The 20,878-nt window shown below is 53.2% G+C and carries 17 protein-coding genes; 4 read left to right on the top strand and 13 right to left on the bottom strand.

Annotated features, from left to right (window positions below):
• The first annotated feature begins 205 nt into the window (after window positions 1-205).
• The gene (gene hmpA, locus FRY98_RS10775) at window positions 206-1,423 is read left to right on the top strand and encodes an NO-inducible flavohemoprotein (protein WP_148451745.1); all 1,218 of its coding nucleotides are present in this window, start codon (window positions 206-208) and stop codon (window positions 1,421-1,423) included.
• A 63-nt stretch (window positions 1,424-1,486) separates the two neighbouring features.
• Here hmpA and FRY98_RS10770 read toward each other — a convergent pair whose 3' ends face one another.
• The 13 genes from FRY98_RS10770 to FRY98_RS10710 all read right to left on the bottom strand — a co-directional run bounded on the left by FRY98_RS10770 (window position 1,487) and on the right by FRY98_RS10710 (window position 16,229).
• The gene (locus FRY98_RS10770) at window positions 1,487-1,996 is read right to left on the bottom strand and encodes a Crp/Fnr family transcriptional regulator (protein ID WP_148451744.1); all 510 of its coding nucleotides are present in this window, start codon (window positions 1,994-1,996) and stop codon (window positions 1,487-1,489) included.
• A 652-nt stretch (window positions 1,997-2,648) separates the two neighbouring features.
• Entirely contained in the window at window positions 2,649-3,560 is a 912-nt protein-coding gene (locus FRY98_RS10765; RefSeq protein ID WP_148451743.1) for a glycoside hydrolase family protein, read from the bottom strand.
• Window positions 3,561-3,588: 28 nt separating this feature from the next.
• A complete protein-coding gene (locus tag FRY98_RS10760; RefSeq protein WP_148451742.1) occupies window positions 3,589-4,968 on the bottom strand; it encodes a nucleotide sugar dehydrogenase in 1,380 nt (459 codons plus the stop codon).
• Window positions 4,969-4,985: 17 nt separating this feature from the next.
• The gene (locus tag FRY98_RS10755) at window positions 4,986-5,837 is read right to left on the bottom strand and encodes a response regulator transcription factor (RefSeq protein ID WP_148451741.1); all 852 of its coding nucleotides are present in this window, start codon (window positions 5,835-5,837) and stop codon (window positions 4,986-4,988) included.
• 102 nt (window positions 5,838-5,939) lie between these two features.
• Entirely contained in the window at window positions 5,940-7,316 is a 1,377-nt protein-coding gene (locus tag FRY98_RS10750; protein ID WP_148452675.1) for a glycosyltransferase family 2 protein, read from the bottom strand.
• 43 nt (window positions 7,317-7,359) lie between these two features.
• Window positions 7,360-8,553: a HEAT repeat domain-containing protein gene (locus FRY98_RS10745; RefSeq protein WP_148451740.1), complete on the bottom strand. Its 1,194-nt coding sequence runs from the start codon at window positions 8,551-8,553 to the stop codon at window positions 7,360-7,362.
• Window positions 8,554-8,605: 52 nt separating this feature from the next.
• Complete coding sequence (locus FRY98_RS10740; protein ID WP_148451739.1) at window positions 8,606-10,831, bottom strand: glycoside hydrolase family 5 protein; 2,226 nt, start codon at window positions 10,829-10,831, stop codon at window positions 8,606-8,608.
• A gap of 718 nt (window positions 10,832-11,549) precedes the next feature.
• Window positions 11,550-11,879: a YolD-like family protein gene (locus FRY98_RS10735; RefSeq protein ID WP_148451738.1), complete on the bottom strand. Its 330-nt coding sequence runs from the start codon at window positions 11,877-11,879 to the stop codon at window positions 11,550-11,552.
• Window positions 11,876-13,114 (bottom strand): DNA polymerase IV, encoded by a 1,239-nt coding sequence (locus FRY98_RS10730; protein WP_148451737.1) that lies wholly within the window; start codon window positions 13,112-13,114, stop codon window positions 11,876-11,878. Before FRY98_RS10730 ends, FRY98_RS10735 begins: the two co-directional genes overlap by 4 nt.
• Window positions 13,111-13,497, bottom strand: coding sequence for a YhjD family protein (locus FRY98_RS10725; RefSeq protein ID WP_148451736.1), 387 nt, complete (start codon window positions 13,495-13,497; stop codon window positions 13,111-13,113). Before FRY98_RS10725 ends, FRY98_RS10730 begins: the two co-directional genes overlap by 4 nt.
• Window positions 13,498-13,704: 207 nt before the next feature.
• Window positions 13,705-14,451 (bottom strand): type I methionyl aminopeptidase, encoded by a 747-nt coding sequence (gene map / locus FRY98_RS10720; protein ID WP_148451735.1) that lies wholly within the window; start codon window positions 14,449-14,451, stop codon window positions 13,705-13,707.
• A 57-nt stretch (window positions 14,452-14,508) separates the two neighbouring features.
• Entirely contained in the window at window positions 14,509-15,207 is a 699-nt protein-coding gene (locus FRY98_RS10715; protein ID WP_148451734.1) for a TetR/AcrR family transcriptional regulator, read from the bottom strand.
• A 734-nt stretch (window positions 15,208-15,941) separates the two neighbouring features.
• On the bottom strand, window positions 15,942-16,229 hold the full coding sequence (locus FRY98_RS10710) for a stage VI sporulation protein F (RefSeq protein WP_148451733.1): 288 nt from the start codon (window positions 16,227-16,229) through the stop codon (window positions 15,942-15,944).
• Between the two features lie 210 nt (window positions 16,230-16,439).
• Here FRY98_RS10710 and licT point away from each other — a divergent pair, with 210 nt between their 5' ends.
• The 3 genes from licT (at window position 16,440) to FRY98_RS10695 (ending at window position 20,818) form a co-directional block, all read left to right on the top strand.
• Window positions 16,440-17,291 (top strand): BglG family transcription antiterminator LicT, encoded by an 852-nt coding sequence (gene licT / locus FRY98_RS10705; RefSeq protein ID WP_148451732.1) that lies wholly within the window; start codon window positions 16,440-16,442, stop codon window positions 17,289-17,291.
• A 183-nt stretch (window positions 17,292-17,474) separates the two neighbouring features.
• A complete protein-coding gene (locus FRY98_RS10700; protein WP_148451731.1) occupies window positions 17,475-19,361 on the top strand; it encodes a beta-glucoside-specific PTS transporter subunit IIABC in 1,887 nt (628 codons plus the stop codon).
• 47 nt (window positions 19,362-19,408) lie between these two features.
• Window positions 19,409-20,818 (top strand): glycoside hydrolase family 1 protein, encoded by a 1,410-nt coding sequence (locus FRY98_RS10695; RefSeq protein ID WP_148451730.1) that lies wholly within the window; start codon window positions 19,409-19,411, stop codon window positions 20,816-20,818.
• The last annotated feature ends 60 nt before the right edge of the window (window positions 20,819-20,878 follow it).

Genomic DNA, 20,878 nt, shown 5'->3' with positions numbered 1-20,878 from the left:
TTATTATAACACAGTCTTCATGATGACTAAACAGCTTGCCCCAGGGAAACATTAAATTATCCCGGAAGTGTGATAATTTTCATTGCATTTTCTTCAAATTCACATTTCAGAAATTTTTGATGTGACCAAACTCACAATTCCGCCGCAATCGGGCTGTCTATACTTGTTATGTAAAGGAATAAGCCAACAGAAAGAAGGTTTGATCGTGTTAGATACCAAAACGATTGAAGTAATCAAGTCCACCGTTCCGGTGCTTGAAGTCCACGGACAGACCATTACCAAACAATTCTATCAAATGATGTTCAAAAACCACCCCGAACTGCTTAATATTTTTAACCACGCCAATCAGCGTCAGGGTAAGCAGCCTACGGCTTTGGCCAACGCCGTTTACGCGGCGGCCGCCCATATCGATCGGCTGGAGGAAATTCTTCCGGTCGTCCGCGGGATCGCCCAAAAACACCGCGCATTGGGCATCCAGCCGGAGCATTATCCGATCGTCGGCGAAAATCTGCTGGCGGCGATCAAGACCGTGCTCGGCGACGCCGCGACGGATGAAATTATCGCTGCCTGGGCCAAAGCCTACGGCGTTATCGCGGATGTATTTATCAGCGTCGAAGCGGAAATGTACAAGGAAGCCGAGCTGAAAAAAGGCGGCTGGCGGGGCTGGCGCCGCTTTGTGGTGGACCGCAAAGTCAAGGAGAGCGACGTCATCACCTCCTTCTACCTGAAACCCGAGGACGGGAAAGAGATCGCCGACTATGAACCCGGTCAGTACATCACCGTTCGCGTCAAACCAGAGGGTCAGGAGTTCACGCATCTCCGCCACTATAGTTTATCGGCCGCTCCCGGGCAACCATACTACAGAATCTCGGTCAAGCGCGAAGATGCTATCGGCGACAAGCCCGCCGGGATTGTATCCACCTATCTGCACAACCGGATCCAGGAGGGCGATGTGCTGGAGATCAGCGCTCCGGCCGGAGACTTCATGCTGGACCAAAGCAAGACCCTGCCGGTTGTGCTGCTGAGCGGCGGGGTCGGCTTGACGCCGATGGTCAGCATGCTGGAAACGATGCTCCGGCAAGGCGGCAGCCGCAAAGCAACTTACATCCACGCCGCCCGCTGCGGCAGCCACCACGCGATGAAGGAGCATATCGACCAGCTGGCAAGCCGGCATGCGGACCGGCTCACCGCCTATCATATTTATGAAACGCCGGCCCCGGGCGAAAGCTGCGACAAAACCGGCTACATTGACTTGCCCTGGCTGCAATCGGTCGCGAGCCCCGAAGCGGACTTCTATTTCTGCGGTCCCGTTCCCTTTATGCGGGCGATCAACCGTGCGCTCAAGGAATGGGGCGTACCGCAGGAACGGATTCATTTCGAATTCTTCGGACCGGCGGACAGCTTGGAAAACGAAATGAATTAAGCCTTGAAATGCAAAAACAACCCCGGCAAAGATCCGCAAGATACGGTCTTTGCCGGGGTTGTTTTATTCGGAGGCCGCGTGCTGACGCAGCAGACGGTTCACGGTTTCGCGGCGGACGCCGATCAATTGGCCGATCTCCTCCTGGGTCAAATATTCCGTCAGCGGCACGCCATGGGCGTGCTGTCCGAGCCATTTGGTCAGCAATTCCAAACGCTCCGCCGGGGTACCGACGGTCAGGTGATCCAACCGTTCCTGCATGAACCGGACTTTCTCCTGAAGCAGCCGCGCGATTTCCAACGGCTTCTTCGGATCCTCCTGCAATTCCCGGTACCACTCCTGCGCCGGAATGGCCTCCACCTCGCTGCGCATCAGCGCAATAGCCGTTCCGTGCGTCTCTTTTGGCGAAATCAAAGAATGATGGGGAACCGTTTCACCGGGATATAAAATATTAAACAGAACCATATTGCCGTTCTCGTGCAGCCGGGTTACTTTAAACAGACCGCTCTTGATATGGTACAAAAACAGCCCTTCATCCCCCTGGCGGAATAAAATTTCTCCTTTATGCAAAATCATGCCATCGCTCCATTCCCCATAGACACTATTGCTTTCATTATAGCAAAAAATATCAAACTCTTCGCCCTTATTACCGGCTCGCGTCTAAAGGCGCTAGCTTTTACTACGTTCAAGCTACTAGGCCGTTGCCGCTTTTGCCTACCCCTGAAGGGGTGCGATTATTACTAGCCCCCCCTCAGATAACCTTGATAACATAGAATTCCTGCATATGTGCATGTTTTTTCTTGGTTGGGACCAAAAATTTCAAAATTCCTGCAAATCTGCAGGAATTTTCGACGAAACCGGCTCGTTTCTCTAAAATCGCTGAAAATTCCTGCAGATTTGCATCTTTTTTCGCATCCCCTCGGGAATCGGCCTAAATACCTGCAGATTTGCATCTTTTTGGAGTTGGAAGCTTGAAAGTACGCTAAGCGCCTCTTTGTATGTGACATATCACTTCGATTAGCCATTAAGCCACCTTTTCTTTTCTTTATACATCGTAGCTTGAACACTCCTATGATAACAACCCCAACATCAGTGCTATAAGCATCACTACACCACCCGCATAACAGGTAGCTTCTTGTTTCGCGCGCTTCGCGAGCTCAACTGGCTAAAGCTACTAACGAAAAACAACCCGGAGCCTTATGCTCCGGGTTGCTGCTGTTTCTCAAAGCTATTCCTTAAGCGATCGTTCCCACAGGCCCTGTTTGTTTCTCCAAGGCTCGTAACTGTGAACCGCAATGCCGGCAAAGGAGGAATGATCCTTCACCAGCTTAACCAACTTATTCATCTCTCCGATCAGAGAGACGAAAGGTTTTTCGTGAAAAGACACGCCCGGTCCTTCCTTGCTCTTCCCGACCTCTACACCGACCCATACCTGCTTCTTCTTGCGGTCTCCTTCCTCCAGGGTCGCCCGGGCCGCCTGATAGATCCGGTCCGCCTCGTCGCGGTAAGACATGATGGCCACATAGTCGAACTTTTCCAGCATCCACTGGTTTAACCGCGCTTTGGATCCCGGATAGTTGATATCGTTCAACCAGAAGGGAACCGCGGCACCGATCTCAAAGTCGCTGCCTTTGCCCGCTTCGACCCAGACCCGGATATTCTCCACCCACTGCTCGACGATGGATGCCTTGCGTGCTTCCCAATTATCCAGCAGGTAAGGTTCCACATCGAACTGTACGCCGGTAAACTTCTCCTCCGGTGCGGCTTTCCGGTTGTACTCCTTGACCCATTCGAGGAAATCTTTCGCTTCTTGTTGGTATTTTTGCAAGGCCCATTCCGGCTGTCCGTTCAACGCATGAACCTCCAAGCCCTCGGAGGAGGCCAGACGTACAAAATGACGATAACTTTCCTCTTTCACATCCCCGCTGATTTGCAAAAAAATCACTTTAATGCGCTGCTTCTTGGCAAAATGGATGATGTCCTCGCCGTTTTGCTGGATCAGCTTCGTATTCCAAAGCCAGGTTGCCTTGGCTTCCGAGGGGGAAGGGCGGATGACGAGCAGAAGAAGGGATAAGGCGATCCCCCCGCACAGGATCAGAAGCTGTCTTCTTCGGTTCGCTCCGGCGCTTTTCATTTTCATCACCGCCTCCCTTGTCTACGCAAGCCCCTTATCCGACGATCAGAGCCTCGTTGGCTTCAGCCACATGCTGTACCGAATGGCCGATCTTGTAAATATGCGGAAATTTGAAGTCGCGGAATGCGTTGCGCGTATCCACGATCGGTACGCCGAGATGAGCGATGGCTCCGTAATCCAGGTTACTGTGATTGGTCACCAGCACAATGCAATCGTACGTTTTGAATTTCTCCAGGTCGTACGCCACGCTTGGCACGGTAATCCCGTGTTTGTCGCGGAAACTCGTCGCGTAAGGGTCGTAGAAATCCACCTTCGCTCCACTATCTTTGTAAAGCTCATAAACCTCCAGCGCCGGCGATTCGCGCAGATCGCTGATATCCGGCTTATAAGCCATTCCCAGAATGAGAATGTTCGATTTTTTAATTGACTTCGCATATTCGTTCAAAATCTTGGATGTTTTGTTGACTACATAGTAAGGCATATTGTCATTGGTCGACTGGGCGAGTTCGATAAACTGGCTGTAGAAGCGGAAGCCTTTCGCTTTCCAGGACAGGTACATCGGATCCAGCGGAATGCAATGTCCGCCGATTCCCGGCCCCGGATAAAACGGCATAAACCCGAACGGCTTGGTTTTGGCCGCGTCGATCACTTCCCAGATGTCGATGCCCATCCGGTCGCACATCATGGCCATTTCGTTAATGAAGGCTATGTTGACGCTGCGGAACGTATTCTCCAAAAGTTTCGACATCTCGGCCACTTTAGGCGAGCTGACGGGAACGACCGTTTGAACATACTTGCTGTACAGCGCCGTGCCCAGAGCGAGGCAGGCCTCCGTCGTTCCGCCGATCACTTTCGGCGTATTGAAGGTATTGAATTTCGCATTCGAAGGATCGACACGTTCCGGAGAGAAGCAGAGGAAGAAGTCCTCGCCTACCACATAGCCGAGCTTTTCCAGTTCCCGCTGGATCAGCTCTTCCGTGGTTCCGGGGTAAGTCGTGCTTTCCAATGTGATCAGGATGCCCTTTTTCATGAAACGTTTGATTTGCTCAACCACCGTTACGATGTAAGAGGTATCCGGATCCTGATTTTCGCTGAGCGGAGTCGGAACGCAGATACTGATCGCATCAATCTCCCGCAGGGAAGCATAGTCCGTCGTTGGTTTGAACCGTCCCGTAGCCATGACTTCACCGAGGGTCTCGTCAGAAATATCATGAATATAGGATTCTCCGCGATATAGTCGATCGACTTTGCCGGCATCCAGGTCAATACCTACCACACGAAAACCTTGCTTCACCATTTCGACAGCCAGGGGAAGGCCGACATATCCAAGACCGACCACACCCAAAACTGCGTTTTTCGATTCGATGGCTTCCAGTAATTTCTGATATTGATTATTCACTGCTCCAACCTCCATTTTATCTATATAGATTTTTATTTGATATGCTGGGAGTTCAACCCTTGCAGGTTCATTCTCAAAGAATTCAGCGAACGGCGAATCCGGGCGTCCAGCTCCACGGGGGAGAACGGCTTGGTGATATAATCGTCCACTCCGTTTTGGAAGCATAGGCTGATCGTCTGCTCCACTCTTTGCTCGGTCAGGACTACGATTTTCGGCACCGCAGGAACTTGCAGTTGTTGAATATGGTGAATATAAGGCAATCCGTCGATACCATACAGATTAAGCTCCGTCAGCACCAAATCGGGCTTCCAGGATTCGATCGTTTCCAAGGCGGACAAGCCGTTGTCGGCCACGGCCGTTTCATAACCCTGCATCTGCAGGCGAATTTCCAGAAACTCGCGGACCGTTGCGTCCCCTTCCACAATCAAAATGCGGCTGCGCATGGTTTTCATCTCTTCACGCGTAAAAATGTGGATTTCTCCGGAGGCCTGTTGCTTTACCGAGTCCTCCATCTTGATCAACACCTCCTGCGTCAGCTGCTTTTTTTCAGGAAAGCTTGTTAGAGTCATCCGGACCACCAAGTCCGGCATGCTTTCCTGAAGCCGCTGTTTGAGCAGCAGCCCTTGAAAGTGCACCGCGTCGAGCGTTTGCCCCGGGAAAAGAATGAACAGGGAGCCCGGCTCTTCGCCGCCCCAAATCTTGGGATTCACCCCGGGCTGGGATTCCAAAATGCCACGCACTTGCTTCTCCAAGTAAGTTGGCCCGCCTGCGCAAGAAATGAACAAAATCCCGTTGGTTTCGTAGGCCGCTTCCTTGACGCTTTGCTCGATATCCATATATAAGCTGGTCTGCTCTTGCTTGCTTTGCAATGCCGTATTCAGCATCTCTCATCCCGCCTTCTTTCCGTAATAGATTTTTTTGTCTAGCCAAGGATTCGGCCTTGGCCGCTTCTGGCTTTTGCATCAACTCCCTTCAGGGAATGCAGGTTACGCCGGTTTGGCTGTGTCGCTTTTCTCTTGCCAGCTTTGCCGGGTCATCGTCCCCCAGGAGTTGTTGTTGCGCAAATATTGAATGTGCCCCTGAATCCGCCACAGCCCTCCGAGCTGGGCGTATCCGAAAAATTTGAACATGGAGTAAAGCATCATCCGAACGAGGTCGGACAGTTTGCTAAACCGTTTAAAAGCCAGTTCTTCCAGCAGCAGCGCCCCGATACTGAGCAAATAACCGCTGAGGAAGTTGATCAGCCAAAATACCGCGAGCACTCTCCAATGCGTCATATCCATCATCGTATAACCGATCAGAGCCAGAAGACCCGTGATCTTGAAGTAAGGGTTCAACGCTTCAAAAATGATGTTGTACGGCATCGTGAGGAGCCCCATCACTTTGTATTTCGGATTGAACGCCATGTCGTAGTTTTCGATCATGTTCTTAAGATTTCCCCGCCCCCAGCGCTTGCGCTGGTTGGACAGAATCCGGTACGTGTCCGGAGCCTGGGTCCAGCAGACCGCTTCCGGACAGAAGGCGACCCGGTATTTCAGTTTGTTCTCCAGCATGTAACGGTGCAGCTTGATAATAATGTTCATATCCTCTCCGGGATATCCGCCCCGGTAGCCCCCGACGGCGATCACATAATCCTTGCGGAAAAGCCCGAATGCGCCGGATACGATAATCAGGCCGTTAATGGAGCTCCAGCCGATCCGGCCGCCAAGGAACGCCTTGAGGTATTCGACCGCCTGGAACATCGGCCACATTTTACGCGGCAGCGAAACTTCCTTGACCGCCCCGTTCTCGATGACACAGCCGTTGGCGATGCGCACATCCCCGCCGATGGCCACGGTTTCTTCCGGGTTCTCCATATACGTCCGCGCCATCCGGATCAAGGCGTCTTTCTCCAGCAAGGAGTCCGCATCGATGGAAGAAATCAGCGGGTAATGGGACAAGTTAATGCCCGCATTAAGCGAATCGGCCTTGCCGCCGTTCGGCTTATCAATTACATACAGATGCGGATACTGAGGATTATGGTAAACCGCATTAATCGGCTGGCAGTCGATCGAGTTCCGCATCTCCGGGTTCGGCAGCGGTTCGAGCCCGAACTCTCTCCGAAGCACGCCCAGCGTGTCGTCGCTGGAACCGTCGTTGATGACGATGACCTCATAGGTCGGGTAATTCAGCGTCATCAGACATTTTACGTTTTCAATGACCGTCAATTCCTCGTTGTACGCCGGAACCAGCAGGGAAATCGACGGGACCAGCTCGGACCCGGAAAGCGTATTGTACTTGGAATACGCCGCCCGGCGGAAAATCGTCATAATATTGCGGAACGAAAAAGTCATGATCGAAAAATAGATGACATTTACGGTCATTACGTAGTACGTCGCAAATAGGCCGTAAATGAGCAAGATATCCCTAAGCAGTATAATCCCCTCCGACCGCTGCGACCTGTCGAACCGGCTTCGCTTCGGCAACCCCGAAGTACCGTTCGTACAGCAGCTTCTTTTTGTTATAGGCGACCATCTGATCCAGCTTCTGATGTTCGCCTTCCTGCGCCATCGTTTTCTCCACGTAATACAACGCGGTTTCGCGTTCGACCCCGGACCCGTGCTTGGCGATTTGGCACAGCACCTCAAATCCGGTCTCGCCCAGCTTGGCTAAGCTTTCCGCACTGTTGTTGCGCACCCGCCAGTGCGGATCCTGCAGAGCCGCGCGCAACAGCGGGATGCTGCCGGCCGCGTGCGTGTTGCCGAGCGACTTGGCCACGGCGGCCCGGACTTCCCAATCCGTGTCCGCCATCAATTGACGAATGGTTTCGTCCTTCAGCACGGGATTGGAGCTTAAGTAAAGCTTGACCGCGCTGGCCCGTACCTCTTTCTCCTCCGCGCCGACCAGGCGGTCCAGCGAAGGAACGACCTCGGGTACGGCCTGCCCCCACATGGCGACGAGCGCCACTTTGACAAAATCCGGATTTTCGTCATCCAGCAGCTTGAGCAGGAGCCGGCTGGCATCCAGACTCGTTTCCATCAGGATGTCCGCCGCCAGATTATGAATCGGTTTGCCGTGCCGGAGCAAATGCTTCAGCATCTCCGTAAGCTGCTCCTCGCGCTCCGCGCACTTGGCGATCGAGCGGGCGATGACGATCGACAGCGGGCTGTACTTTTGCTGCTCCAGCATGAGCAGCATTCTCGGCACGGCTTCCGCCGCCCGCATTCCGCCCAAGCGGTAAGCCGCGGCAATCCGCCGGCCGTAGAGCAAGCTGTCCAGGAGCTTGATGTCGTCGTCGACGAATCCCGCGTCACGACACAGCTTGATCAGCTTGTCGCGCATATCGCCTTTCAGCTGCTCGATCCATTCCATGATCCGCTGCTGAATGACCCGCCGCTCCAGCGGAGTCAGTTTTCCCGGCGGCAGCGGCAATTCGGAAACCCCGCTCAAATGGGTTTGAACAAATTTGAAATAGTCCTGATGCTTCTGAAGATAGATTTCCGTCTTCTTTGCCGTGCGGATCGCTCTAATCCGGAGCCAGAACAACGTCAGCATCCCTGCGAGAATTAATCCTAGGCAACCGTAGATGAAATAGACGGCTACGGTAAGGTGCGAATACATAAAGAATAGCTCCTCCTTCCTGATACAAGCACGATTGTTTGTGTCGTCATAGCTAAGGGGATCTGTGATCCGGCAGCGTTTCGTAAAACTCCTTCAATGCGGTGTAGCCTGACTTCAAGTGCTCCGTGTACTTGACCGTCTCCCAAGGAGACCAAGTGTACTTCGGCTGTCCGCCCAGATCGAGCGTTCCGCCGGCCCCTCCCGGCCAGGATACGTTTCCGCTGGCCCGGTCCTTGATCCACGGGACGAAGGTGATGCCTTGCGTCTTCGTCGTGGCGAAGGTGCGGTCTTTCTTCAGCGGCCCGTAATCGATCACCTGCAGGGAGCTCGGGTCGGCGAAGCCCAACAGCATCCATGGAATGCGCAGCTCTACCTCATTGCCGCTGTATTGCCATGAAGTCAGCGAGTTGAACGCTTCGCTGTTCCGGTCCGAAGTGCCCCTTAGCAGCTTGCCGACCGTCATATCCATGAACGGGTTGGCGAAGCGGGTATCGGGAGGCGTCATCGTCAAACTCACCGCCAGTTTCCACGGCCGGAACTGTTTCTTCTGTTCCGCGGTCGGATCGTCCAGCATCCAGTATCCGTATCGTCCGTATAAACGCTGGTGGAAATCGTAGCTCGGAGCTACTTTCACCTGGGTTTCTTCGTCCGTTCCGATCACAACCATGCCTTCCAGTCCTTCGCTCAGCGATTTGCCGGGCAGTTCGTTGACCGGTTGGTCGCCGCCGGGCAAAACATCGGTGCCCAGGTAAACCTGACTTTTTTTCGGATCGAACGGCTGTTCCAGCGTCATTCCCACATAAACGTAAGCTTCGTCATGCGTGACACGGAGCTGCTTCATGCCGGGAACCGGATTTTCCCACGACTTGACTTCCCCTTCGGGTAAAGCAGCCCAGTCGTTCAATTTCCCGTCGATGATAATTTGATCCTCTTTACCGGGCCCCAGCGACAGCAGGCCGAAAAGCTTCTCGTTGGTCAGCACGTTCAGCCAATAGGAACGCCGGTCTTCCGGAATTTCAAAGCGCATCGTGTTCCAAGTCTTCTTGAACCATTCGTCCTGCCACATGAACAGAATCGCACCCGCATATCCCTCATCGTAAATATCCTTGGTTAGAGACACGTTGATTTCGCCCTGTTCCTTCTCACTGTGGCCTCCCTGATTTCGTCCGCCGCGGCCCAAGTGCGATACGCCGAGCGAAGAAGGAACGCCGTATTCCGTAACCATAATCGGGATATCCTTGTAGTGCGCCTTCAGTTGTTTCAAGTAAGCTTTGTACGTGTTGTAGTCGTTCCCCTCCGGAATCGTCTCCAGCGTTTTATCGAGGTGGAAGAAATCCGGGTAGTACGGGTAGACGTGATAGGCCGCAAAGTACCCCGCTTCCCAATTGACCGGCTCGATTTTCGTCGCATCGACGCTGGCCAGATCCTCTTCGAACAGCGGTTCGCCCGGATGCTCCAGCACGTCCGTCGTCACCCAGTTCGTAAAGGTGATCGGGTGCTCCCAACCGTATTTTTTCTCCAACTGGGCCGTTTGGTCAACCAACTCGGCGAGCCAGCTCTCGAACGGACTGGCGTCCGCCTTGGCCGCAAAGTGCTTGCCTTTGTAAGGTTCCGTTCCCGCATGCACTTTGTTCGTATTGTCGACCATTTCCGGGTCCCATTCGGTTCCGATGTGCCAGCCCATCAGGAACGGGCCCGCGTTGGCGGTGTATTTCCCTCCCGATTCTCCGGGAACCGGGTCGGCATTGAGATCGCCGTACACGGCTTTGACCGCCTTTTCGATCTCCTTGTGGAACTTTTCTTTAATCCCCGGATTGTACGCGTCCTGCAGCTCGATCAACTGCTCCTCCGGGGACCAGATTCCCTGGATAAAATACAGCGGATCGTCTACCTTATCCCGGTTGTACTTCACCAGCGACTTATAAAATACCGGATTGTGTACCGTATAAATCCGGATGACGTTGGCGCCCATCTCGTCAATTTGCCGGAACCAACGCAGATAATCCTCCTCGGTGATCGGGAATTCTCCCGGAAAATGTCCGGGAACCGTCGCGCCCAAATTTACGCCCTTTACGAAGATTTCGTTCCAGGCCCCGTCGCCCCGGTATTCCATGAACTTGTCTCCCGAGGTTTGGAATTTCATCTTATCCCCATCGGAAGTGGCGGAGCTGACAGGGATCGGCGGCTTCAACCAGAAGTATAGAGCAATCCCCCCGGCGATCAGGGCCGCGCCGAGCGCTATCCAAATGGCTAGCCTTTTTCGCGCTAATCTTGTCATCGGTCCTCAAGAGATCATTACAATCGCTGACCCCTTTTTTTCACCTCGCTATCTTTTTGTATGCAGGCGATGATCAGTACGGTCCCTCACACACACCTCCACTCCTCAAATTACTTCTATCATTAACCAAGTGAACATGGAATGTAACTAGGCTGATGGAAGTGTTTTGTTTTTGGGTCCTTTCCCGGAAAACCACCGCGTCTTTGGCACCTAGCTCCCAAAATCAGGAAGTCCGCCTGTCCTGCCCCTATCCTTTTTTGTCCGTGAAAAAAGTTTTGAAAACCCCTACATTTCATGATGAATTTCCATACGATTGTTTTCACGGAGGAGGCGCTTGAGCCTTTTCGCCCTAATTAGACGCAGCAAATGATTCGAAGTTTCGCTCATTTTTTACACGCATTTCCATAAAGGTTACAAAATTGATACCTAAGTCTTAGCAGAAAATCGCGTAACACCGCGGATTTTTGCGAGTTCTGAAATGACAACGTCTGTGATAAAAAACATACTCTGGTCCCATATTAGGCCCTTTGGTTACTTGATGCATTTTCAGTCCATTTTCGGTTGATTCCCTTTTTGCCGGTTTAGCGACTTCCTTCCCAATTTTAAAGAGGACTTCGTTCCCGTTTTTTCTTTTTCTGCGTCTCCTGCTCCAATCTTCGGACAAAAAAAGAACAGCCCTTTGGCTGTTCTATGTTCTCTTTCCGTTCCTTGGCTCGTATTATTCCGCCGAAACGATGTCCGCAAAGGCGATCCATTCCGGATTTCCGTCCGTATTCAGCCGAAAACGCCGCTCTCCCGGTCGCACCGCTTCCACGACTCCCCGAACCCGCCGGTCTCCGAACTCTCCGTAGAGCCTCAGGCCGATTTCTTTGTTGTCCCTTAACGACTCCGCAATCCGCCGGGAAATCTCCTCCATCTCCTGCTCATCCAACAGGATGCGCGAACGGCGGTGCTGTCTGCGGTTATATTCCAAAATCGCCTCTTTGTGCTCGGGGAGCATCATTCTGGACGACTCCCAGAGCCCGTTGCCGTGCAGCTTCCCTTTCATCGGTAATGCCCTCCTATCTTGCCGGCCCGATCCCGGGCCTGACCCGGTGCGGTCAGGGAAACCGCCCGCAATATCGCCGATTCCCCATACTTCCGTTTGATTTCATCCGTGGCCTTCTCCAGAGCCTGGTATTTGGGACGCTCGTCAAAAAGCAGCAGCTGATACTCGTCGTCCCGCACCAGCCCCGACAAAGTGACCCCTACCTTCCGTACCGGCTCACCGTCCCAATGCCGGCGAAAAAGGCCCATTACCGTTTGATAGACCTGGTTGGTGATATTCGTCGGGTCCCCCAGCTTGATCTGGCGGAAAAATCCTGTCGGATGATCGAAGTCCGCTCCCCGGCACCCCACGCTCACCACGCCGCCCATATACCCTTTGTCACGGCAGCGCCGGCAGACCAGCTCGGTCAGTTCCAGCAGCGGCACCGCGATTTCTTGGAGTGTGTAGTAATCGCGGGGCAGCGTCATTTCGTGACCGACGGACTTCTCGCCCTGATGGGTGCCCGGACTCACGGGCGAAGGGTCGATCCCGTTGGCGATGCGCCACAGCACTTCGCCGTTTACGCCCCAGCGCTGCCGCAGCCGGGACAGCGGGGTCGCCGCAAGCTGCCCGATCGTGCGGATCCCCATCCGCTGAAAATGGTGCTCCATCCGGGACCCGACCATGAACATACTCCGAATCGGCAGCGGCCAGAGCTTCTTCGGCAGCATTTCCTTGGGCAGCACAAAAATGCCGTCCGCATTTTTTTTGGCGAAATTATCGCAGGCCATTTTACTGACCGCCTTGTTATAGCTGATGCCGAACCGGCTGTATACCCCCGTCCTGCTCCGGATTTCCTCCTGAATTTTGCGGGCCAGCGAGATCGGATCGCCGAACAAGGAGAGACTCCCGGTGACGTCCAGATGCTGCTCATCGATGCTGTAAGGCTCCACGAGGTCCGTGAACTGCTTCATGATGTCCGTAATCTGCATCGAGACCTGGATGTACCGTTCCATCCTCGGCCGCATCACGACAAGGTCCCGGCATTTGGCCAGCGCCGTTCCCAGCGTTTCGGCCGTCGTAATGCCGTATTGCTTGGCCTTGGGGCAGGCCGCAAGGACGATACCGGAACGGCGCTCCGGATCCCCGGCGACCACCAGCGGGCGATGCTCGTATTGGGGATGGTCCGCTTTTTCCACGCTCGCATAAAAGGACTGGCAGTCTCCCAGCATCACGATTCGCTCATCCGTCTTCATGACCCTATCCCCTTCTCCGCAATGTCAATGCCCAAATAAGCGCAAAACCGCCGCAGCATTTCCGCCTTGACGAGCCCCCACAGCATGGAAAATTCATAATGGTAGCCCCGGCAAAGATACCGCGCTTCCAATCCCAAGGAAGTCCGATGTTCTTCATATACCTTCATTCCGTGCTCTCTCATTCCTTTCCGGGCCTGGGCCAAGTCGGCGGTAATCGCCTCCTGCAGCAGCCGGACCAAAACGTCGTAGACTTCCGGCATTTTCAAGCCGGCCCTGCCCATCGCGATCCGATCCCGCTCCAGTACATCCAGCATCAAGGGAAGCAGCAAGTACTCCTTTACGAATTCCGCCTCTTCCGGCGTTTGCCAAGGAATTGTCTTCATGCGTCCCCACTCCTAACAACCCATCCCATACTTTCACCTTCCATAAGAACGTTTGTTCTTATTGTATTCATAATACGAACAAATATTCGCTTTAGCAACAGGTTATTGCTGGATATACAGCAGGGATCTGGGGCAAAAGGCAATACGCGCAAAAAAGGCCGGGGGGCCTGTGTTTCTCGGTCCTCCCCGGCCTTCGGCCATGAGTGATTATTGAGCGGTTAAAATGAGCGGTCCGTCCGCGGTCAGCGCCACGGTATGTTCGTACTGGGCCGAAAGCTTGCCGTCCGCCGTTCTGGCGGTCCATCCGTCCGCATCAATTGAAATACGAAAGGTTCCTTCGTTGATCATAGGCTCGATGGTAAAAACCATGCCTTCTTTGAGCCGTACGCCTTTCCCGGCTACGCCGACATGCTCGTAGCTCGGCTCTTCATGCAGCGAGCGGCCGACCCCATGAGCCAGAAGATCGCGGACCACGGAATACCCGTGCGATTCCGCGTGCTTCTGGATGGCCGAGGTAATATCCCCGAGCCGATTGCCCGGGATCGCCTGCGCAATGCCCAGCTCCAGGCATTCCTTGGTGACCTTGAGCAGGCGCTCCACGGCTGGGCTGGGCTGGCCGATCGTATAACACCAGCAGGAGTCGCCGAACCAGCCGCCGTATTCCGCCACGATATCCAGCTTGAGCAAATCCCCTTCCTGCAGCGGTTTGGCGGACGGAAAACCATGCGCCACCACATCGTTGACCGAAGCGCAAGTTTCCGCGGGGAATCCGTTGTAGCCTTTGGTAAATTGCTTGCCGCCCAATTTCATGATGTGCTTGGCGACAAAATCGTTGATCTCGAGCGTGGTGATACCGGGCTCAATCAGTTTGGCGACCTCTCTGTGGCAGTCGGCCACGATCTGGCCCGCCGTTTTCATCTCTTCGATTTCCCTGGGTGATTTCAATATAATCATTGCCTTCGCTCCACTCTATAAAAATTAGAAATCCGCCGTAGCGGTGCGCCTGCGGATTCAAAATAAAAACGCGGCGATCTGGACCGCCTCGTCGCGCAGCGTTCCCCGGCGAAGGGGAGCCAAGGCGCAGCCCGTCAAAGCGGCGAGCAGCCATTCGGCCCGGCGTCCGGGTTCGCCGCCGTCCGCCGGCGCTTGCGGATCGGCGGCGGGAAGGGCGCCGAGGATCGCCGCCAGCGGGCGCAGCACCTGCTCGCGGAATGCGGCCGCGAGCGGCTCCGCCTGCGCTTCGGGAAGCGGGCGGAACTGCTCGCCCCCCAGGCGGCAGGCCAAATAGAAGGCATGGTCCTCCGCCCATGCCTGAAGCAGCTTGACGGCGAGCGCTCGCTGCGGCGGGCCCGTGCCGTTGGCCGCCGCCGGGCGAGCGGCCCGCGCGTCCGCGTAACGGCCGCGCCCGGGCTCCGCCGATGGCCCCGCGCTGACGGCGGCGCCGGCAGCCGGCTGTCCGGCCGCCAACGCGGCGGACAGCAGAATCTCCTCCGCCCGGCTCATCGCCTGGAGCATCAAATCATGCAGAAGATCCATTTTATTTTTGTAATAATGGTATACCGTTCCATAGCCTAATCCGGCCTCGGCCGCCACGTCGCGGATTTCCATCTGCTGTCCCCGCTCGAGATAAACATCGGCCGCGGCCTTCAAGATCTGCGACATCCGAAGGTTCCGGATCTGTTCGTTCTGTTCCTTCGTCCGAGGTGTCATGATACGCCACCACCTGCGATTTATTTTTGACCTACTGTCATGTCAATTTAAAAATACAACAAATCTTCTCTTCGCGCAAGGGCGATTCTCCACCCCAACCTTCATTTTTACAATCCCCGCTCGTTTAACTTTCCCCGTATCTCCGGTTAACATCCGGTTAACCCGCTGAACTTCCCTTTACGCCGCATAGATCCGCCCATCATGATTCCGCTCATTTTCCGGTAATCATAACCACACGTCAAACGGGTAGTGCGTTTATTACTGGTCCCTCTTCAGACCACCTTGATAATATAGAATTCCTGCATATATGCATGTTTTTTTCTTGTTCGGGGCCCAAAATTTCAAAAATCCTGCAAATCTGCAGGAATTTTTGACGAAACCGGCTCGTTTCTCTAAAACCGCTGGAAATTCCTGCAGATTTGCATCTATTTTCGCATTCCCTCGGGAATTGGCCTAAATGCCTGCAGATTTGCATCTTTTTAGAGTTGGAAGCTTGGAAGCACGCTAGGCGCCTCTTTGTAGGTGGCATATCACTTCGATTAGCCATTAAGCCACCTTTTCCTTTCGGTATACATAGTAGCTTGAACACTCCCATGATAACGAACCCAGGTGTTTTGCCTCACCCGCTTCGCGTGCTCAACTGGGGCTAAAGCCACTAACAAAAATCAGCCGGAATATTCCGGCTGACCGTGTTTGCCGACAAGGCTTCGGCAAGATGACAAATGGGTTTAAGCCTAGCGAAACATCCCCCACAGCCTGATCAAGTGGAGCGTGCTCTGCGGATCGATTCGTTGGGCCACGACAAATTGAACGATCTGCTCCTCCTGGACGCCGCTCAACCTTTCGTTCAGCAGCGAAGCTGCCGATTTGACCAGCCGGCGAACCTTGACCCGATCCTGCAGGTCGGCTTTGGTCAACCCTTCCACCAGTTTTTTCACCCGCTCTTTGGTCGCCGGATTCTTCATTTTCAGCTTGACCCGTTCCACCAGCTGCGGACTGATTCCGTATTGATGATAACTCAACGGCACTCTACACCTCCCGTCCCTCAAGGCCTTCTCTCTACTTATATGCGGGAGTGGCTGTACATAGTGCCGAAAAAAACGGCTGCCGGCTGCCACAGCAATCTATTGTGTTCGCTGCCGGGTGTGTGCTATCGTAGGTTGTAAAATTTAAGCCCGATGATAACCCTATACATAGGCATGGATTTGAGCAGAAGGAGTGAACGCGCCGTCATGATTATCCGGCAAATTTTCAACAACAACGTGATTCGTGCTGAAGACCAGGTCGGTCACGAATTTGTGGTCATCGGCAATGGTCTGGGATTTAAGAAAAAGCCGGGGCAAACGGTGGACGAGGAAAAGATCGAGAAAACCTTTATTCTGAAGCCCGGGAAAGTTCCGCAGAAACTAATCGATCTGATTGGCGAGACCTCCGCGGATTACTTCTCCCTGGCCGATGACATCATCAGCTATGCCAAAAGCGAGATGGGAAATATTTTCAATGACAATATTTATATTACCCTGATCGATCATATTCATTTTGCCGTCTCCCGTTACAGAAATTCCCTGAATCTCAAAAACGCGCTGTTTTGGCAAATCAAAAAGTTCTACCCCAAAGAGTTCGCGATCGGGCTAAATGCGCTCCAATTGATCAAGAAACATTTTGACATCGAGATGGATGAGGACGAGGCGAGTTTTATCGCGATGCATTTTGTCAATGCCCGGCAGGACGGACAAGGTATGCAGCGGACCGCCGAGATTACGAAGGTGATGAGCGAGATTTTCGACATTGTGACCGAGTTTTACGACCTGGAGCTGGACGAAAAATCGTTTAACTACTCCCGCTTTATCACCCATATCCAATATTTTGTGCAGCGGATGCTGAGCGGAGAACAAGAGCGCTCCGCTTCGGGGGACAATTTTCTCTATGACCAGATTAAAATCAAATACCCGAAAGCCTTTGCATGCATGAATGTCATCAATCGCTACCTGGAGCAAAATTATGAAAACGCCATGTCGATTGACGAAAAGGTGTATTTGACGATTCATATTCAGCGGGTGACTTCCCGAAACGACGAAGAATAAAAAAAATGGGTTGCAAACGTTTACCGTTTGTTTTATAGTAACCTTACAACCTAAACTTAAGGATTGTTACTGGTAAAGCAGGCGATACCTAAACGACTGGCATATGATCACTTCTTGTGATCCCGCGGGCCATTCGTTTAGGTATTTTTTTATGCCTGAAATGCGCAGCAGAGGAGAATGACTATGGATAACCGTAAATTGGCTGACGATATCGTTCGTCTGGTTGGCGGAGAGGAAAATATAAACGACCTTGTTCATTGTGCGACAAGGCTTCGGTTCAGTCTGAAGGATACCAAAAAGGCAAGCCGGGAAACATTGGAAAAACATGAAGGTGTGATCACCGTGGTTGAAAGCGGCGGCCAATTCCAGGTCGTGGTCGGCAGCCATGTCGCTAATGTGTATGCCGAAATCGCGAAGAACACCGGCTTTTTAAATAAAAATCAGGAGAACTCGGCAAGCGGTCAAAAAGTATCGGCGGTCTCCAAAGTGTTTGAAGTGATCTCGGGCAGCTTCTCCCCGCTGATTCCGGTCATGGCCGGGGCCGGCATGCTGAAAGCTCTTCTTACCGTTTTGACCCTGGCGGGCTGGTTGTCCGACACCAGCGATAATTACCTGATTCTGTCCGCCGCCGGGAATGCCGTGTTTTACTTTTTGCCTATCTTCCTCGGCATTACGCTCGGCATCAAGCTGAAGGCCAATCCTTACGTGGCGGGAGCCATCGGCGCTGCGCTTATGGAGCCTAATTTTACGGGCTTGCTGGATAAAGGAACCGAAAGTTCATTTCTCGGCATCCCCGTCGTTCTGATGAACTATTCATCCAGCGTGTTCCCGATTTTTATCGCGATCAGCATCTATGCGGTCTTGGATAAATTCCTCAAAAAGATCATCCTGAAAGACCTGCAGGTCTTCCTGGTTCCGATGTTGTCGTTGATGATTATGGTTCCGCTGTCGGCCATCGCCTTCGGCCCCTTCGGGACAAGCGTCGGAGACTGGATCGCCTCGGGAGTAACCTGGCTGATCGACGTTAGCGGAATCCTCTCGGGCATCGTTCTCGGAGGAGGCATGACCTTTATGGTGGTGCTCGGCCTGCATTGGGGGTTCACGCCCATCACACTGCAAAACATTAACAATGGCGGAGACCCGATAGAAGCTATGGCCGCCGCCGCCGTTTTTGCCCAAATCGGGGTGGCCCTCGGGATTTTCCTTAGAGCCAAAAAGGACAAATCGTTAAGATCCATCGCCGGATCGTCCGGTCTCACGGGACTGCTGGCGGGGGTAACCGAGCCGATCGTCTACGGTTTGATCCTTCGTTACAAAAGAGTGATTCCCATCGTCATTATCGCAGGCGCCATCGGCGGAGCGATCAACGGCCACTTTGGGGTAAAATACACGGCTTATGTCTTCCATAATATTTTTTCCATTCCGGTAGAAAAGCCGACAGGCATCTTTGTCATATCCATGATTCTTTCCATGGGCGTCGGGCTGCTCCTGACCTTGATCTTCGGATACGAAAGCAAAGGTAAGGCGCGGACGGCGGAAGTAACGGAGCTGGAGCAAGCGCAACCTGTTTTGCAGCCGGCACAGTCCGAAACGAAGTCGGGATCGTCCATGGATATCCAAAAAGAGCAGATCTACAGTCCTCTCGCCGGAAGGGTCGTTCCGCTCAGCAGCGTTACGGATGAGGCTTTCTCCTCCGGAGCCATGGGAAAAGGCTTGGCCATCATGCCTGGCGAGGGTGTGGTTGTCGCCCCGATGGACGGCGTCGTAACTTCGTTGTTCCCGACGGGCCATGCGATCGGCATCACTTCAAACGCAGGGACGGATATCCTTATCCATATCGGTATCAATACGGTAAGTTTGAAAGGAAAATTCTTTAATCCCGTCGTTAAAGAGGGGGATGTTGTCAAGCAGGGCGATGTGCTGATTGAATTCGATATCGAACAAATTCAGGCGGCCGGCTATCAGACCGTGACCCCCGTGATCGTCACCCTGACCCAAAAGGAAGTCGAGGTTTTTGAAACCGATAAAGCCTCCGTGAAAAGAAACGAGGTTTTACTGACCCTCATCTAACTCTACCTTTGTACATTTCAATTGAACTTGAACTGGAGGAATCAACTATGCTGCATCAATCGCTTAAACCATTTCCGGAAAATTTCCTGTGGGGAGGTTCCACCTCGGCTTATCAATTCGAGGGCGCGTGGGACGAAGACGGCAAGGGTCCGTCCGTCATCGACTTGGCCAACCATGTTGAAGGGGTTACAGACTTCAAAGTGGCGAGCGATCATTACCACAGATATAAAGAAGACGTGGCCTTAATGGCGGAGCTGGGATTTAAAGCCTACCGGTTCTCCATCGCCTGGACACGGATATATCCTGAAGGCTCTGGAATGCTGAACAAAAAGGGCATCGAATTTTACAGCTCGCTGATCGATGAACTGCTCAAACACGGCATTGAGCCCATTGTGACGATGTATCATTTCGATCTGCCTTACGCGCTGGAAGTCAAGGGCGGATGGTCCAACCGCGAAACCATCACGGCGTTTGAACAGTATGCCAAAACGTTATTCGAGCACTACGGAGACCGGGTCAAGTATTGGCTGACGATCAACGAGCAAAATATGCTCATTCTTCATCCCGGCTCTATCGGGACATTGAATGAACAGCTTGAGAATCCGCAAAAAGAGCTCTACCAGCAAAATCATCATATGCTGGTGGCCCAAGCCAAAGCTATGGTCCTCTGCCATCGCATGCTGCCGGATGCCAAAATTGGACCGGCGCCCAATATCGGGGTCATTTATCCGGCAAGCTCCAGCCCGGAAGACGTGCTGGCCGCCGACAATTACGCGGCCATCCGCAACTGGCTCTACCTGGATATGGCGGTGTTCGGCACCTACAATCATATCGCCTGGAGTTATTTGCTTGAAAAAGGTTATGAACCGGTCATTAAAGACGGCGACATGGACATCTTGAAGCAAGGGAAGCCCGATTTTATAGCCTTCAATTACTATACGTCCCAAACGGTCGGCGAAAGCAAGAATGATGGCAACGACTTTTCGCATACGGGCGACCAGCATGAAATTGTCGGAGAACCGGGGGCTTACCGGGGCTCCGTCAATCCGAACTTACAGAAAACCCAGTTCGGCTGGGAAATCGATCCCGTCGGGTTTCGAACCACGCTGCGGCAAATTTACTCCCGGTATCGTCTGCCGTTGATTGTCACCGAAAACGGACTGGGCGCTTTCGATAAGCTGGAGGAGAACGATGTCGTTCAGGATCCCTACCGGATTGATTTTTTCCGGAAGCATATCGAGCAAATCCAACTGGCCATCACCGACGGCGTCGAAGTATTCGGCTTCTGCCCATGGTCGGCCATCGATCTTGTGAGCACGCACCAGGGTTCAAGCAAGCGTTATGGTTTTATTTACGTGGACCGCGAAGAGTTCGATTTGAAGCAGCTTCGCCGAATCCGCAAACAGAGTTTTTATTGGTATCAAAAATTAATCCGGAGCAACGGGGAAATCCGTTAAGCTCGCACAAAAAAACACGCCGATGTGAATGGCGTGTTTTTTTGTGCCGTGTCGGCCGAG

Source organism: Paenibacillus faecis, from assembly GCF_008084145.1.
GTDB classification, from domain to species: domain Bacteria; phylum Bacillota; class Bacilli; order Paenibacillales; family Paenibacillaceae; genus Fontibacillus; species Fontibacillus faecis.
Note: the sequence above shows the minus strand (reverse complement) of the source record. Positions and strands in the feature narration are given on the sequence as shown.